Origin of the sequence: Streptomyces soli, assembly GCF_003999195.1 — a bacterium.
GTDB lineage: Bacteria > Actinomycetota > Actinomycetes > Streptomycetales > Streptomycetaceae > Actinacidiphila > Actinacidiphila soli.
In genome coordinates this window covers 1-13600 of record NZ_RJVR01000268.1, presented here as the reverse complement: position 1 = coordinate 13600, position 13600 = coordinate 1, and the positions used below count along the sequence as shown (strand labels likewise).

Below are 13600 nucleotides of genomic sequence, written 5' to 3'. Positions count from 1 at the left end.
TTCGTCTGGACCGCCACTGCCGACGAGATCATCGAGAAAGTCCAGCGCGGACGCGTCGCCCTGAAAGCAGTCACTCAAAACTGAGACACACCACTAGCCAGGTCAGCCCACTGTGCTGGACCGGCTCCTCGACATACTTCTGGTTCTTGCCATCCGTACCAGTTTCCGTCAGAGCACCACCGCACCTCGCTGGTACCGGGCGTCGGCGGATCCCCGGCTGAACGCAGCGTTGCAAGCCATACACGAGGATGCCGGGCGCCCGTGGTCGGTCCCCGAGCTCGCCGAGATCAGTGGACTGTCCCGGGCGGCCTTCGCACGAACCTTCCGAGACGCGCTCGGCCAGACCCCGATGCAATACCTGACGGATTGGCGAATGACCCCGGCCCGCGACTACCTACGCAACGGCGAGCTGGGCCTGGCGAAAATCGCCAACGTGATCTGCTACGGCTCGCCCTACGCGTTCGCCGCAGCCTTCCGGCGCCATCACGGAGACCCGCCCGGAGCATGGCGGCAACGGGAGTTGACCCGCACCAGCAGACCGGTAGCCGGCGACCGCATCCACCTCCGCTACGCCCGCACGCCTCAGCCTCACCGGTCGGATCGGACGTCACCACACATCCACTGGACCGCGGCCGAGAACACCGGGGGGCATGCTGGACGCTGCGGGGACGATGAGGCGGGCGGTGCGAGGACGGCGGCTCGCGGCCAGCAGGGCTCCGGTCAGCAGACGGTGGCGTCGGGTTAGCCGGGCCCAGGCGCGCTCGTAGTCGTCCGGGCGGCCGGCGGCCAGGCAGCGGATGGCGGTCCCGGCCGTCGCCAGCGCGAGGGCGATGCCCTCACCGGTGAGGGCATCCACGTAGCCCGCCGCGTCGCCGACGAGCAGGACGCGTCCGGCGACTCTGCGCCGTACTCGCTGTCGCAGCGGTCCAGCGCCGCGCACGTCGGTCGCGGCCGGTCCGCGCAGCGACGCCGCGAGGGTCGGGAAGTCGGCCAGGTGCTCGTCGTACCCGCGGCGGATGCGGCTGAGGACGGCGACGCCCACCAGGCCGTCGCCGACCGGTGTCACGTAGGCCTCCCCATGCGCGGACCAGTGGACCTCCACGAAGTCCGTCCACGGCTCGACGCGGTAGTGCCGGCGCAGTCCGTAGCGGCCGTGGGGGCGGCCCGGCAGTTCCAGCCCCAGGCTGCGGCGCAGAGGGGAGTGCAGCCCGTCGGCGGCGATCAGCCAACGGGCCGTGATTCCCGCGGCCGTGACGGTGTCCGCGCTCTGGTGTACCTCGCCGACCTTGCCCGGCAGCATCCGCACGCCGAGGCCGATGGCGCGCTGGTGCAGTGCGGAGTGCAGTGCCGTACGGCGGACACCCAGCCCGCTATGGTCGCGGAAGGGCGCCTCGGCGCGGGCGGCGCCGTCCACGTAGCGGATGCCTCGGAGTTCGCGGCCGGTGACCTCGACGCCCAGTGCTCGCAGTGCGGCGACACCGCTGGGCATGACGCCTTCTCCGCAGGCCTTGTCCACGGGCGTGGTCCGGGGTTCGATGACGACGGCCTCCAGGCCGGCGAGTGTGGCATGGATGGCGGCGGCCAGGCCGGCGGGCCCGCCGCCGGCCACCAGGACGTCGATCATGCCTGCGCGGGTGCGGTCGGGGTGGTCGCGGCGGCCAGCGCCCGGTTCTCGCAGCGGATGCGCACAGTGAGCAGGGCGGCGTTGAGGACCGTGAACACGGCCGCGGTGACCCAGGCGGTGTGTACCAGGGGCAGGGCCACGCCCTCGACGACGACGGCCACATAGTTCGGATGCCGCAGCCACCGCCACCGGTAGGGGCCGCCCGTCACCAGCGGCAGGCCGGGTACGACGATCACCCGGGTGTTCCAGCGGGGTCCCAGGGTGCCGATGCACCACCACCGCAGCGCCTGAGCGGCCGCCAGTACGGCCAGCATCGGCCAGGCCAGGGCGGGTACGAAGGGCCGGCCGGCCAGCCACACCTCGGCCAGGCAGCCGGCCAGCAGGCCGGTGTGGAGGGCGACCATCGCCGGGTAGTGGCCCTGCCCAGTGACGGTCGCGCCGCGGGCGGTGCTCCATCGCTCGTTGCGGCGGGCGACGACGAGTTCGGCGACGCGCTCGGCGGCGACGGCGGCCACCAGTAGTCCGTACCAGATCATGTGTCCTATGTCCTTCGACGGTCCGAACTACCAGCGCAGCAGGACGAGTTCGCAAGCAAAGCCGGGCCCCATCGCCAGCAGCACACCCGGCGTGCCCGGCGGCGGCCGGCGTTCGGCCAGGGTGTCGCGCAGCACGTGGAGCACCGATGACGAGGAGAGGTTGCCCACGTCGGCCAGGTGACGCCAGGTCACATTAAGTGCGTCGTCGGGCAGGTCGAGAGCCTCGGTGACGGCCTCCAGGACCTTGGGGCCGCCGGGGTGGCACACCCAGGCGGTTACGTCCTTCGGCTTCAGCCCGTGGTCGCCGAGGAACCCCTCGACGTCATCGGTGAGATAACGGCGTACGACATCGGGGACCTGCGGGTCGAGGACGACCTGGAAGCCGGAGTCCTTGATGTCCCAGCCCATGACGCGCCCGGTGTCGGGATACAGGTGGCTGCGGGTGTCCACGATCGTTGGGCCGGTGGTCTCGTCCGGGCGGTCCGCGCCGCACGCGACGACGGCGGCGGCGCCGTCGCCGAACAAGCCGGTGGCGACCAGGTTGGCCATGGAGGCGTCGTTGCGCTGGAAGGTGAGCGAGCACAGTTCGACCGACAGCAGCACCGCCACGTGGTCGGGCCGGCCCAGCAGGTAGTCGTGCATGCGGGCCAGGCCGGCGGCGCCGCCGGCACAGCCCAGGCCGAACATGGGCAGCCGTTTGACGTCCGGCCGCAGTCCGAGGCGGCCGGCCAGCCGTGCGTCGATCGAGGGGGTGGCGATGCCGGTGACGGAGGTGAATATCAGCAGGTCCACGTCGGCGGCGGTCAGGCCGGCGGCCTGCAGCGCGCCGCGGACGGCGTTGGCGCCCAGGTCGGTGGCGGCGTCGATGAAGACGTCGTTGGCGGCGCCGAATCCGTCGAGTTTCTCGTACTGTTCGAGCGGCAGCGTCATGTGGCGCGAGCTGACCTTCGCGCTGCGGTGCAGCCGGTCCAGGACCCGGCGGTCGGTCCCTCTGGCAGGCAGGTGTGGGCCACCATGTCCGTGATCTCGTGCTGGGTGTGACGATACGGCGCGAGGGCACCGTGAACGGCTGCGATCCGGGTCATACGGTTCCTGTCTGGTTACTGCACTGGTCTGACTTGCTTTGCACGTGTTCCCCGGTCCGGGGCTTCGACACCCTTGATTGCCCGTCCGGCCGTTCGTCCCGGGGGCGCGGTGCTCCAGCCGGGTGGGGCCGGGGCGCTTACCATCGGCCGGGTGGGCACCCCTGAGCAGTCAACGGCTGGTGGCGCGGGCATGCGGTTGGCCGGGCGGGTGGGCGGCCTGGCCGGGTCGTGCCACCCCGGGCCTGTGGTGGCGGTCACCGTCTTGATGGTCGCTCTGGCCGTGACCGCCGGTCAGAGCGCCGCGGGTTGTGTGCTGACCGGCGCCGCGGTTCTGACCGGGCAGTTGTCCGTCGGCTGGTGCAACGACGCGTTCGACGCGCGTCGGGACATCGCCGCGGGCCGCCATGGCAAACCCGTCGTCGACGGCACGGTCGGCGTGACGGAGGTGTGGGTGGCCGCGTATGCCGCGCTGGTGCTGTGCGTGCCGCTGTCGTTCGCCAGTGGCCTGTGGGCGGGCGCCGTTCACCTGGCCGGGGTGGCGGCCGCGTGGGCGTACGACCTGCGGCTCAAGGCGACAGCGTGGTCCTGGGCGCCCTACGCGGTGGGTTTCGCCGCCCTCCCGGCGTTCGTGGCGCTGGGCCTGCCGGGGCATCCGTGGCCGGCCTGGTGGGTCGTCACCGCGGGGGCGTTGGTGGGGGTCGGCGCCCATCTGGGGGACGTGCTGCCGGACATCCGTGGGGATCTGGCGACGGGCGTACGGGGATGGCCGCACCGGCTGGGGCCGAACGGCGCGCTGCTGCTGCCGGTGCCGCTGGTGGCCGCGTCCGCGGCTCTTGTGCTGGGGCCCGCCGGACCACCCGGCAGATGGGGCGTGGCGGTGCTCGTGGTGACCGCGCTGCTCGCGGTGGCGGGGACGGTGCTGGGACGCCGCTGGGAGCAGTTGGCGTTCGCGGCAGCGGTCGCCGTGGCGGCGGTGGACGTGGCGTTGTTGCTGCTGCGCGGCACGAGGATCGCCTGACCACGCCGCCCGCCGGCCGGCTCGTAACCCTGCGAAATCTCAGAACGGCAGCGGGAGTTCCTCTGCCCCTGTCGCGGCCGGCGGCGCACATCGAACCTCCGGCCCGGGGCAGACGAGCGTATGGGCTGCGTACTGCGCGCCCATATTCCCAGGGAAGGCATCATGACCTCGTCTCACATGCACAGGGGGGGCCGCCGGACCGCGAGGTCCGTCGGCCGGCACCACTCAAAGGGAAAGTCGGAGGGGAAAGAGGCGCTGACCGCCACCGGGCGGGCCGGCTTTGTGGCACGGGGCATCGTGTACACCCTGATCGGCGTGCTGGCCGTCCAGATCGCTCTTGGGAGCGGTGGCGGGCAGGCGGACCGCCAGGGCGCGCTGGATCAGGTCGCTGCGCAGCCCTTCGGGAACGTGATGCTATGGGCCCTGGTGGTCGGTTTCGGCTGCATGGCGATCTGGCGGGGCGCCCGGGCCCTGATGACCAATGGGCCTCAGCAGAAGGCCGGTTCGCGGCTGCTGGACGGTGGCCGGGCGGTCTTCTACGCCTCGGTCTGCTGGGGAACCTCCGTCTTTGCCACCGGCGGCGGCGGGGACTCCAGCGGTAACGCGAAGTCGCAGGACTGGACAGCATCAGCGCTGAAGCTGCCGGGTGGCCGGGTGTTGGTGGGTCTCGTGGGTTGCGCCCTGATCGGCGTAGGCGTGGTGCTCGGCGCGCGGGCGGCGATGCGGCGCTTCCTCAAGCAGTTGGACACGGCCGCGATGAGCCACCGCACGCGGGAGGTGGTCACTGGCCTGGGCGTGGGCGGCGGCGTGGCGCGCGGCATCGTGTTCGCCGGGGTGGGGGTCTTCGCCCTGGTGGCGGCCGTCCGTTACGACCCGCACCAGGCCAAGGGCATGGACGCGACGCTCCGCAGCTTCGCCCACACCCCGGCGGGTCCGTGGCTGCTGGTCGCCATTGCCGCCGGACTGATTCTCTTCGGCGGCTTCTCCTTCGCCTCGGCGCGCTGGCGCCGCCTGTGACCGGTTGCCCGGGGTCGCCAGCGATGCGCTGCGGCGGCTGACGCCCGTCACCGGCCAGGCAGGTGCCGCCGGCGGACAGCCGTACTGGGGGAGGTACGGGTGCGGATCGCGTGGAGGTGGTAACCGGAGCACACGCCGACGCCTGCCGGGTGGCGCCCAGGCCATTCGGGTGCCACCCGGCAGGCGGTCGCTGTCACTGCTTGAAAGCGTCCTTGGCCTTCTCGCCGGACTGCTTCAGGTTTCCCGTGATCCGGTCGGTCCTGCCTTCCCTCTTCAGCCGCCTGTTTCCGCTGGCACGGCCGAAGCCTTCCTTGATCCTGCCTTTGACTACCTGCGTCTTGTCCTTGAACTTCGCTCCGAGGCTCATGGCTCTCCCATTCGCTGATCTCGTTTGCTGGGCCGGCTGTGCCGGCTTCCGTTAGGGCCTGTCCGGCGGATCATGGCCGGGGCCACGACGCTCCCCCAGCTGGACGCTGGGTGGGGGTCCCCCCGGCCGAAGGCTGGGGGAGCCGCGGCATCCGACTCTGATCCGCCGGAGCCTCAGTGGCTCCGGCGGTGGCGGCTGAAGCCGAAGACCCAGACGACCAGGAGTACGGCCGCGGCGATCCAGAGCATGTGCGTGGTGAAGCCGAACCCGAACAGAACCAGGGCCAGCAGTAGGAGAAGAATCCAGAGGATCATGACCGGGCCTCCACATGGTCACAGGGAGAATCCCTGTATTCCGCGGGGTCCGGGCGAAACGGAACGGGGCGCGTCGCCCGGACAGTCCGGAGCGTCATAGCCCTACGCCGCACTCGTCAGTGAACGCCGGATACCGGCGCCTGTCAACAAACCAGGAATACTGGTGCTTTCCGGACCTAGGGCCAGGGCCGCTGGTGGGGGTTGTCCGGGTGCTCGTGACTGTGCCTTGCGATGTGCTGCGCGGTGACGGCAGGGAGTCCGGACCGTGGCCATGGCCGGTCCTCGGCGGTGGTGTCCACATGGATCTCTTCGGGCGCGCCGATTTTGTGGCCCTTCGGGTCGATGACGTTGTGGTTGCGCCACTCACGGATCCCGGCTGTCTGGATCATGGCCTGTCCGCCTGAGCCGTTTACCCGGCCGGTGCGAACCGTCCCACGGGGTTTGCAGCCCGCCGAGACCGGTAGCCCTTCCAGGCTGTCCGGGAAGCTGTGCGTCGCGCCCGGTCTCACGGGCTGTCAGCTCACCACGACAGCTAACCGCGAGAGAACGGAGTTGACGGGGAGAAATGCCGGAAAAGGGCCGAACGGCTCAGGGGCCCAGACGAGTCGACGACGGTGGTCCGCGCCAGGTTCACCACCCTCGGTGGCGCCCTGCCGACCGTGCCGGCGGCGGCTTCCACCAAGGTGGCCCCGCCGGTGAATTCCAACTCCGCACCCATCCGATGAGCACCTGCCATCACCCAGGAGATCCGGGAACTCCTGGCCGGGATGATTGAGACCGTCCTGCGAGTGCCGTAGGTGCTGGCAACAGAGGGAGACTGGGATCTGCATTCGGGGGTATACGCGGGGGCTATGCTTCGAGGGACGTCTCAGACCCCGACGTGGATAGCGCGGTTGTCGTGCGGTGCCCGCGGGGAGTGAACGGACGGTTCGTCCGCTCGCCCTGGGTGCACCCGTGAAGGCGATGCCGGTCGTGTCCGTTGCCCTGGAATCCAGGGTCGACGGGTCGATCTCTCGCCTGACCTGTTCAGGCGTCCGACCACGGAAGTGCGTGCCATGGCGGGCTGGGAGTCGGGCCCGCCCGGCGCCGCAGCAGGTGGTCACCAAGAACCGAGGGGTTATGCCTGCTCCGCAAGGCCTGAACCTTTACCGGCACGACCGAGGAACACGCACTACGATCACCCTGGCGGGTGAGATCGACCTGGACACGGCACCGCTGGTGCGCGTGATGATCGAAGACTGTCTGCGAGGCGGAATCCGCACCATCGATATCGACCTGACCGCACTCGGCTTCTGCGACGTCAGCGGCCTCAACGTCTTCCTGTCCGCCGCCGAGCGTGCCACCGAGGCTGGGGCCGCGCTGTCCCTGCACCACCCACGCCCGAATCTGACCCGGCTCCTGGACCTGACCGGCGCCGGCTTCCTCCTTGCGGCTCTGCCCGTGGCCACCCTGCCCGTGGTGCCCAAACGTACCTGCCGGCCTCGTGACGAGCCCCGGAATCACAGTGGTGCGCGAGCGCCCGCACTCGGTCCTGCAGGGCGCGGCGGTGGGGAGTGATCAGTGACCGCATGGTCGAGGTCCTTCGCCTGCTGCAGGACAGCGACGAGTCCACGGACCTGTTCGACGTCAGCGCGGCCGGCGCCGACGCGCTCGCCGTCGACGGTCTGGCGGTGTCGCTGGTCACCGCAGCCGGCACCAGCGAGCTGGTGTGTTGCTCGGACGAGTCGACACGCCGGTTCGAGGACCTGCAGTTCACCCTCGGCGAGGGACCGGGACCCGACGCCTTACGCACCGGCGCGCTGGTGTGGGTACCGGACCTGGCCAAGGTCCGCGCCCAGGACTGGCCGGCCCTGGCCATGGAGGCACCGGCCCTGAGCGCCCGCGCCGTGTTCTGCTTCCCGATGACGATCGGCGCGATCAAGGTGGGCGTACTGACCGCCGTACGCCGCACGCCGGGCCCGCTCACATCGCAGCAGGGAGACGACGCGCTGATCCTCGCCGCGGCGCTCACCGCCCGCTGCCTGGGCAGCGGCGAACCACGCCTGGACCCCCCCGACCCGGCAGGCTCCCCGCACTCCCTGCTGCACGCGGTGGTCCACCAGGCGACCGGGATGCTCAGCGTCCAGCTCGCGCTGCCCCTGCCCCAAGCCCTCCTACGACTGCGCGCGCATGCTTACAGCAGCGGACGTTCCATCACCGACATCTCCCAGGACGTGGTGGATCGGCGGCTTCGCCTGGACCACAACGGCAACGGCGACGGCACGCCTCCGACCGTCGTAGAAAAGGACTGACCGACATGACGCGAGAACAACGCGTGACCGAGATCTTCGTGGAGGTCGCCGACTCCCTGATCGACGACTTCGACCTCATCGACTTCCTCCAACAGCTCTCCGTCCGCTGCATGGAGCTCATCGACGTCGCGGCCGTCGGCATCCTGCTGGCCGACCAGCACGACGTCCTGCAGACCATGGCCGCCTCCGACGAGCACACCCGGCTGCTGGAACTCTTCGCCACCCAGCACGACCAGGGCCCCTGCGTGGAGTGCTACAAGAGTGGGCAGGCACGAACCAACATCAACCTGACCGACCCGAAGGTCTCCGCGCGCTGGCCGCAGTTCGCACCCCGCGCCGCCGAGACCGGGTTCGTGGCCGCCAACGCGCTCCCGTTGCGGCTGCGCGGCCGGGTCATCGGCACGCTCGCCCTCTTCCAGAACGACCCCGACCCCCTCAGCCCCGAGGACATCACCCTGGCCCAGGCCCTGGCGGACATCGCGACCATCGCCCTGCTGCAGCAGCGCACCGCCGCCCAGAGCGAGGTCGAGCGCTCCCAACTCCAGCACGCCCTGACCAGCCGCATCGTCCTGGAACAAGCCAAGGGAATCCTCGCGGAACGCTGGCACGTCACCGTCGACCAGGCGTTCGCCGCCTTCCGCGCCTATGCCCGCGCCCACCACCACCAACTCGCCCAACTGGCCCGCGAGATCGCCGACGGCGCCTTCGACACCACCCAGATCCCGCAACCCGAGCCTCCCCTGTCCCAGAACTGACCCGTCGCCCTGCGGGGCCGGGCAGCCACCAGCCCCGGCACTCAGAGTTCGATGGCACGCGCTCAAGGTCCAGTGACACGGGACACCCCGGGCCCCGTGCCGTGCGGGCCGAGTCTCAGCGAGACAGGTGATGTCACACCGGATCAACCCTGACACCTCTTGGGGTCAAGGGACGCGGCTAGGAGGAACCGTGAGCAAATGGCGAGGCAACCCGTGGGTCATCCTGACGATCCTGTCCAACCTGTGCGGCTGAGCTGCGCTTCAGCACCGTGCTGGTTCGGTGCTGACGTCAGAAGCGTCTCTGATCAGCTATGCGATCCTGAGTCGGATTGAGTTTCCGGGATCGTTTCCCACCGTGGTGGGGAAGCATGGGCGTGGAGGTGGAATCCCGCGCCCAGTGCTGCTCCTCGTGGCCGGTGGCCGGTGGTGGGTGTGCTGATCGTGTTCACGTCCTGGTGCCGGTGGGCTGCGCGGGGCAGCCGGGTCCGGCCCGTTGGTGCGTGTCCCTCCGGACGCTGGCCAGCGGGTCCGCACGGGCGGGCTGCTGGGGAGGGTGCCCTGCGTCGCCTGGGCGCGGGGCGTGTGGAGCGAGGCCGGGTGGGCCCGGTCTTCGACCGGTCCTGCCGGCTGGTCTTCGCAGTCGTGGTGACGACTGCCTTCGAGTCCAGCTTGTCGACGACCGAGCGGATCACCATGAGGCCGCTGGTGCGGTCGATGACGGTCTTGGCCTGATGGGCCAGGCCTCGGGCTGCGATACGGCGCCACGCGCCGTGGTCGCGGTCGCCCTGCCAGCCACAGGACTGGTTGGGGCAGATGGCCCATTTCCAGCCCGCGATGGTGGGCCGGTCGGGGGCTTTGCGGTGCCGCAGCGGGGTCAAGCAATGCGGGCACAGTTTGGAAGTGTTCCGTGCCGGAACGGTCACCACGGCGATGCCGATCTCGGCTGCGAGGTGCCGTATGCGGTCGGCGATCTGTCCGCGCACCTGCTGGGACAGGCGCGTGTTCACGGTGCGGCCCATGCCCTTGGCTTCCATCGACCGCAGGTCTTCGAGATAGATCACCGTGGCCCCGGCCGCGATGGCCTGGTCTACGGCCCACCTGGCGGCAGCCCACGCAAGCGCGTCGTTGAGGTTCGACCTACGGTTGGACACGTTGCGGATCTCGTCTTGGAGCACGTCCAGTTTGGGAGCGAGCGCATGGTGTTCGCTGTGGCCGATGAGCCGCATGTGCTGGTCGGCCTTGGCGTGCAGCCGCTCCGACAGTCGGCGAAGGCGGTGCTGCTTGGCAAGGACACCGGCGGCCTGGAACTGGGCGCCGTGTCCGAGGGCGGTGATCCGCCCATCGCCGTTCAGCTGCACAGCGCCCGCGCTGAGGAGAGTGCTCAGGCCCCAGTCCACGCCGAGCGCCACCGTGTGACCGGCTCGCTGGGCCTTGGGGACGGCGTGGGTGTACGCCACGTCAGCGCGCACTGTGTCTCCCGCGAGGCGGAGGGTGGGAAGGTGGAGCACCGCGTTGGCGGGCACGGTCGGCGGCAGGGTGATCGGGCAGGCCACCCACGTCCAATCCCGGTATGCCCGCGGGTCGGGGCGGGTGGGCAGCTGCAAGCGCAGCAGCACCCGTGTGGGGTCGGTTTCGGAGCGTTCGATCGTGGCCTGCTGCCCATCGCACGCGGCCAGGAGCAGCATGCGCGCCGCCTTCGGGTGGCCTTCGAGTTCGAACACGTCCACGGGCAGACGGCTGTTGGCCTTGAGGTGCGTGGCGGCCTGCCGGGTGCGGGCCTTGATGATGCTGGACGGCAGATACTCCCCACCAGGGACCGCTTCGCGTACGGCGTCCCACTCGCTGGGGGTGCGCTTGCCCGGATCGACCGGCCACGCCGCCAGGACCCCGGCAGTCAGCTCAGCGCGCCACTTCGCCGAGCGCAGAGCGCGCCCGGCCTGCTCTTGGGCCATGCGCACGATCCGGTCGTTGACCTTCACGCCGTCGGGGGCGGTGACGGCCCACCCCAGGCGCCGCAGCGCCATCCACACGTTCGACGGCAATTTCCGACCGCCTGCGTCCTCGCCGGCGGCCAGAACATCAACATCGCCCGTATTCCAGTGATCGGCCAGCAGGGCGGCGGCCATACCGGACACAAGATCCGCGCACCAGCCGGCGCGTTCGGTCAGAACGGAGGGCGACAGGCGTTCGCCGGTCTTCTCATCCACGCCTGTGCGCACCAGGGTGCGGGCGCACGCGGTACGGGAGGTCTCGCCCTCGGCGATCGGCAGTTTTCGACTCACGGGCCACCATCCGTGGTGCAGTGGCCGGACTCGGCCAGCAGACGACGCCGGTTCTCCGCCGACCGCATCCCGTACAGACGGCCGGCGAACGTGGTGACCAGCGAAACGAAGTCCTCGAGGAGTTCATCCCGGCCGCCGAGCTTCTTCGGGTGCAGCACCTCAAGGCTCGCGCCGTGCACGGACAGCAGGTGTTTGAGCCAGCCGACACCGAACCGTGCGAGCCGGTCCTCGTGCGTCACGCGAACCACGGTCACCGAACCGTCCGCGACAGCTCGCAGCAGCCGGTCAAGGCCGGGCCGGTCCTCCCGCAGCCCAGAGGCCCGGTCGCGGAAGACCTTGACCACCTCACCGGTGGAGGTGCCCCGCAACTCCTTCTCCTGCGCTTCCAGCGAGGATTCCTGCCCGGAGGAGCCGGATACGCGCACGTACAGGCCCTCCAGACGGACACGCCCGCCACCGGTGGAGACCTTCATCGCCTCCACATCGATCGAGGAGAACCGGCGCTCACGGCCGACCCAAGTCACCGGAATCTTCCCCGAGTCAGCCCAAAGACGAAGCGTCACGGGGTGAACACCGAGACGCTTCGCGGCCTTTGAGAGTCGGAGAAGTTCCACACGATCACTCTATGATCACTGAGGATCTTTAATCAAATCCGTGAGCCTTTTCGGCCCGACAACACTGGTTCAGAACTCCCGGACAATTACCTCAGCGGTAACTGAGCAGCCGCCGCCTGTGGCCCATCTGTGCAGGTCAAAGGCGGCGGGTCAGACCCTCACCGGCCAGGGGAGCCAAACAGGGAGCCACGGACAGCCAGTCACATGCCTTCCTCTCGCTTGAAGATGTCATCCATCGCTTCCGCGCCAGCCGTGATCACCGGGCGCAGCTGCTTGCGGTAGACGCGCTCGGTGGTGCTGCTACCGCTGTGACCGACGACCCGTGCGATGACCTCAATCGGGATGCCGTGATCCGACAGGAGGGACACGAAGCTTGTCCGTAGCTCCCGCGTGGTCCACTCCTTCGGGTTCTCGAATCTGGCTTCTTTCAGCAGCGACCTAAAGTTGCGGAGGACGTTCACCGAACTACGTTGCTCACCATCTTCGTTCGGGAACACGAGGCCGTTGTCGTCCTCTGGTGCCAGTCGCTCTTTGTGGGCCCCCATCACCGATGCCGCCTGATAGGGCATGACGAGGGAACGACGACTCTTCCCCGTCTTGGTGTCGCCATGCCGGCGAACAGACCGCCACACATCTACGTGCGGCCTGGATTCCTCCGACGGGACGGTGTGCACGTGCTTCCAGGTGAGGGCACGACCTTCCTCCGTCCGGACACCAACGAGGAGAGCCAGCACGACGTAGGCGTGAATCCAGGTACCTTGCTTGGCCTGGAGAACGGCTTCCGCCTGTTCCAGACTTAGAGCGACCGAGGATAGGTGTCCGAAGTCGGTTTGCGGGCAGGGGTGTTGATAGGCGCGGGCACGAACCTGGCGACTATGGAGTTCTTCACGCTTCGTAGTCACCGGAGGGTCCGTGCCCGCTGTCCCATCATGCCTGCTGGAACCGGTCTGGGAGCAGTTCTCCGTACTGCTTCCTGAGCGTGCCGAGGTTCATCCGGATCATCCGCTCGGGTGCCACCGGCGGCGGATCCCGGACCGGCTGGTGTTCGAGCGCGTGGTCGAGAAGCTCGTCTACGGTGCGGGATACGAGAGGATCGCCCAGGTCGGGTGCTCGGACTGGACGATCCGCGACCGGGTCAAGGAGTGGAGCGGGCTGGGTCTGGCCCAGGTCCTGCATCGGCTGGTGCTGGCCGCCTACGAGAAGATGATCGGGCTCGACCTGGACGATCTGTCCGCCGATGGGTGCATCACCAAGGCGCCGTGCGACGGTGAGGCGGCCGGGCCCTCGCCGGTCGACCGTCGCAAGCAGGGGCTGAAGCGTTCGGTCGCCACCGACGGCGAGGGGGTGCCGGTCGGCCTGGCGGCTGCCGGCGCGAACCGGCATGATTCCAAACTGCTCGAGCCCACCTTGGAATCGGTGAACGACCAGGTCGGGCCTGTTCTGCCGGAGAATCCCACCATCCACCTGGACTCCGCGTACAACGGCAAGCCGTGCGCGCAGGTACTGGAGAAGCACGGACTTGTCGGCGAGATCGCTGTCAAGGGCGTGAAGGCTCCCATCCAGGTCGGGCGTCGCTGGGTGGTCGAACGCACGCATTCCTGGATGAACGGGTACGGCGAGCTCCGGCGCTGCTTCCAGCGCACGACCCAGACCGTCGAGTTCTACCTCTACCTCGCCGCCGCGTTCGTCACCGTGCG

Annotated in this window: 14 protein-coding genes and 2 pseudogenes; 7 read left to right on the top strand and 9 right to left on the bottom strand. The window is 69.5% G+C overall.

All coding sequences use genetic code 11. The features are described from left to right. Positions 1-112: 112 nt before the first annotated feature. Positions 113-505: pseudogene (locus EFK10_RS28805) on the top strand (helix-turn-helix domain-containing protein); the annotation flags it as partial. 102 nt (positions 506-607) lie between these two features. Here the strand turns inward: EFK10_RS28805 and EFK10_RS28800 are convergent. The 3 genes and pseudogenes from EFK10_RS28800 to EFK10_RS28790 all read right to left on the bottom strand — a co-directional run bounded on the left by EFK10_RS28800 (position 608) and on the right by EFK10_RS28790 (position 3245). Continuing rightward, positions 608-1624, bottom strand: coding sequence for an NAD(P)/FAD-dependent oxidoreductase (locus tag EFK10_RS28800; RefSeq protein WP_127358583.1), 1017 nt, complete (start codon positions 1622-1624; stop codon positions 608-610). Further along, positions 1621-2160 carry an isoprenylcysteine carboxyl methyltransferase family protein gene (locus EFK10_RS28795; RefSeq protein ID WP_127358582.1) on the bottom strand — a complete coding sequence of 180 codons (540 nt, stop codon included), beginning with the start codon at positions 2158-2160 and terminating at the stop codon, positions 1621-1623. The genes EFK10_RS28800 and EFK10_RS28795 overlap by 4 nt, the downstream gene beginning before the upstream one ends. A 27-nt stretch (positions 2161-2187) precedes the next feature. Next, a pseudogene (locus EFK10_RS28790) lies at positions 2188-3245 on the bottom strand (type III polyketide synthase). Between the two features lie 151 nt (positions 3246-3396). Here EFK10_RS28790 and EFK10_RS28785 point away from each other — a divergent pair. Both EFK10_RS28785 and EFK10_RS28780 read left to right on the top strand, forming a co-directional pair. After that, complete coding sequence (locus tag EFK10_RS28785) at positions 3397-4263, top strand: UbiA family prenyltransferase (protein WP_407647167.1); 867 nt, start codon at positions 3397-3399, stop codon at positions 4261-4263. 162 nt (positions 4264-4425) lie between these two features. After that, positions 4426-5280 carry a DUF1206 domain-containing protein gene (locus tag EFK10_RS28780; protein WP_127358581.1) on the top strand — a complete coding sequence of 285 codons (855 nt, stop codon included), beginning with the start codon at positions 4426-4428 and terminating at the stop codon, positions 5278-5280. A gap of 193 nt (positions 5281-5473) precedes the next feature. Here EFK10_RS28780 and EFK10_RS28775 read toward each other — a convergent pair whose 3' ends face one another. The 3 genes from EFK10_RS28775 to EFK10_RS28765 form a co-directional block, all read right to left on the bottom strand. Further along, complete coding sequence (locus EFK10_RS28775; RefSeq protein ID WP_127358580.1) at positions 5474-5647, bottom strand: CsbD family protein; 174 nt, start codon at positions 5645-5647, stop codon at positions 5474-5476. Positions 5648-5820: 173 nt separating this feature from the next. Further along, complete coding sequence (locus tag EFK10_RS28770; protein ID WP_206305623.1) at positions 5821-5961, bottom strand: DUF5670 family protein; 141 nt, start codon at positions 5959-5961, stop codon at positions 5821-5823. Between the two features lie 176 nt (positions 5962-6137). Next, positions 6138-6350 carry a hypothetical protein gene (locus EFK10_RS28765; protein WP_127358579.1) on the bottom strand — a complete coding sequence of 71 codons (213 nt, stop codon included), beginning with the start codon at positions 6348-6350 and terminating at the stop codon, positions 6138-6140. 730 nt (positions 6351-7080) lie between these two features. Here EFK10_RS28765 and EFK10_RS28760 point away from each other — a divergent pair. Genes EFK10_RS28760 through EFK10_RS28750 form a run of 3 tightly spaced genes read left to right on the top strand, consistent with a single transcriptional unit; the run spans position 7081 to position 9007 of the window. Further along, positions 7081-7518, top strand: a complete 438-nt coding sequence (locus tag EFK10_RS28760) for an STAS domain-containing protein (RefSeq protein ID WP_127358578.1) — start codon at positions 7081-7083, stop codon at positions 7516-7518. A gap of 11 nt (positions 7519-7529) precedes the next feature. Then, on the top strand, positions 7530-8252 hold the full coding sequence (locus tag EFK10_RS28755; RefSeq protein WP_127358577.1) for a GAF domain-containing protein: 723 nt from the start codon (positions 7530-7532) through the stop codon (positions 8250-8252). 5 nt (positions 8253-8257) lie between these two features. Continuing rightward, complete coding sequence (locus EFK10_RS28750; RefSeq protein WP_127358576.1) at positions 8258-9007, top strand: GAF domain-containing protein; 750 nt, start codon at positions 8258-8260, stop codon at positions 9005-9007. A 305-nt stretch (positions 9008-9312) separates the two neighbouring features. On the opposite strand, the gene EFK10_RS28745 is transcribed toward EFK10_RS28750, so the two are convergent. The 3 genes from EFK10_RS28745 to EFK10_RS28735 all read right to left on the bottom strand — a co-directional run bounded on the left by EFK10_RS28745 (position 9313) and on the right by EFK10_RS28735 (position 12805). Beyond that, entirely contained in the window at positions 9313-11289 is a 1977-nt protein-coding gene (locus EFK10_RS28745) for a zinc ribbon domain-containing protein (RefSeq protein WP_127358575.1), read from the bottom strand. Beyond that, complete coding sequence (locus EFK10_RS28740) at positions 11286-11903, bottom strand: IS607 family transposase (RefSeq protein ID WP_127358574.1); 618 nt, start codon at positions 11901-11903, stop codon at positions 11286-11288. Before EFK10_RS28740 ends, EFK10_RS28745 begins: the two co-directional genes overlap by 4 nt. A 200-nt stretch (positions 11904-12103) precedes the next feature. Then, the gene (locus tag EFK10_RS28735; protein WP_127358573.1) at positions 12104-12805 is read right to left on the bottom strand and encodes a site-specific integrase; all 702 of its coding nucleotides are present in this window, start codon (positions 12803-12805) and stop codon (positions 12104-12106) included. A gap of 10 nt (positions 12806-12815) precedes the next feature. Between EFK10_RS28735 and EFK10_RS28730 the strand changes: the two genes are divergently transcribed. Beyond that, positions 12816-13600, top strand: a 785-nt coding sequence (locus EFK10_RS28730) for an IS5 family transposase (protein WP_127358572.1), incomplete at its 3' end; no start/stop codon positions are given.

Bases quoted from the DNA above. Each gene is read 5' to 3' on its own strand.
- EFK10_RS28800 (WP_127358583.1), bottom strand. From the start codon at position 1,624: ATGATCGACGTCCTGGTGGCCGGCGGCGGGCCCGCCGGCCTGGCCGCC.
- EFK10_RS28795 (WP_127358582.1), bottom strand. From the start codon at position 2,160: ATGATCTGGTACGGACTACTGGTGGCCGCCGTCGCCGCCGAGCGCGTC.
- EFK10_RS28780 (WP_127358581.1), top strand. From the start codon at position 4,426: ATGACCTCGTCTCACATGCACAGGGGGGGCCGCCGGACCGCGAGGTCC.
- EFK10_RS28775 (WP_127358580.1), bottom strand. From the start codon at position 5,647: ATGAGCCTCGGAGCGAAGTTCAAGGACAAGACGCAGGTAGTCAAAGGC.
- EFK10_RS28770 (WP_206305623.1), bottom strand. From the start codon at position 5,961: ATGATCCTCTGGATTCTTCTCCTACTGCTGGCCCTGGTTCTGTTCGGG.
- EFK10_RS28765 (WP_127358579.1), bottom strand. From the start codon at position 6,350: ATGATCCAGACAGCCGGGATCCGTGAGTGGCGCAACCACAACGTCATC.
- EFK10_RS28760 (WP_127358578.1), top strand. From the start codon at position 7,081: ATGCCTGCTCCGCAAGGCCTGAACCTTTACCGGCACGACCGAGGAACA.
- EFK10_RS28755 (WP_127358577.1), top strand. From the start codon at position 7,530: ATGGTCGAGGTCCTTCGCCTGCTGCAGGACAGCGACGAGTCCACGGAC.
- EFK10_RS28750 (WP_127358576.1), top strand. From the start codon at position 8,258: ATGACGCGAGAACAACGCGTGACCGAGATCTTCGTGGAGGTCGCCGAC.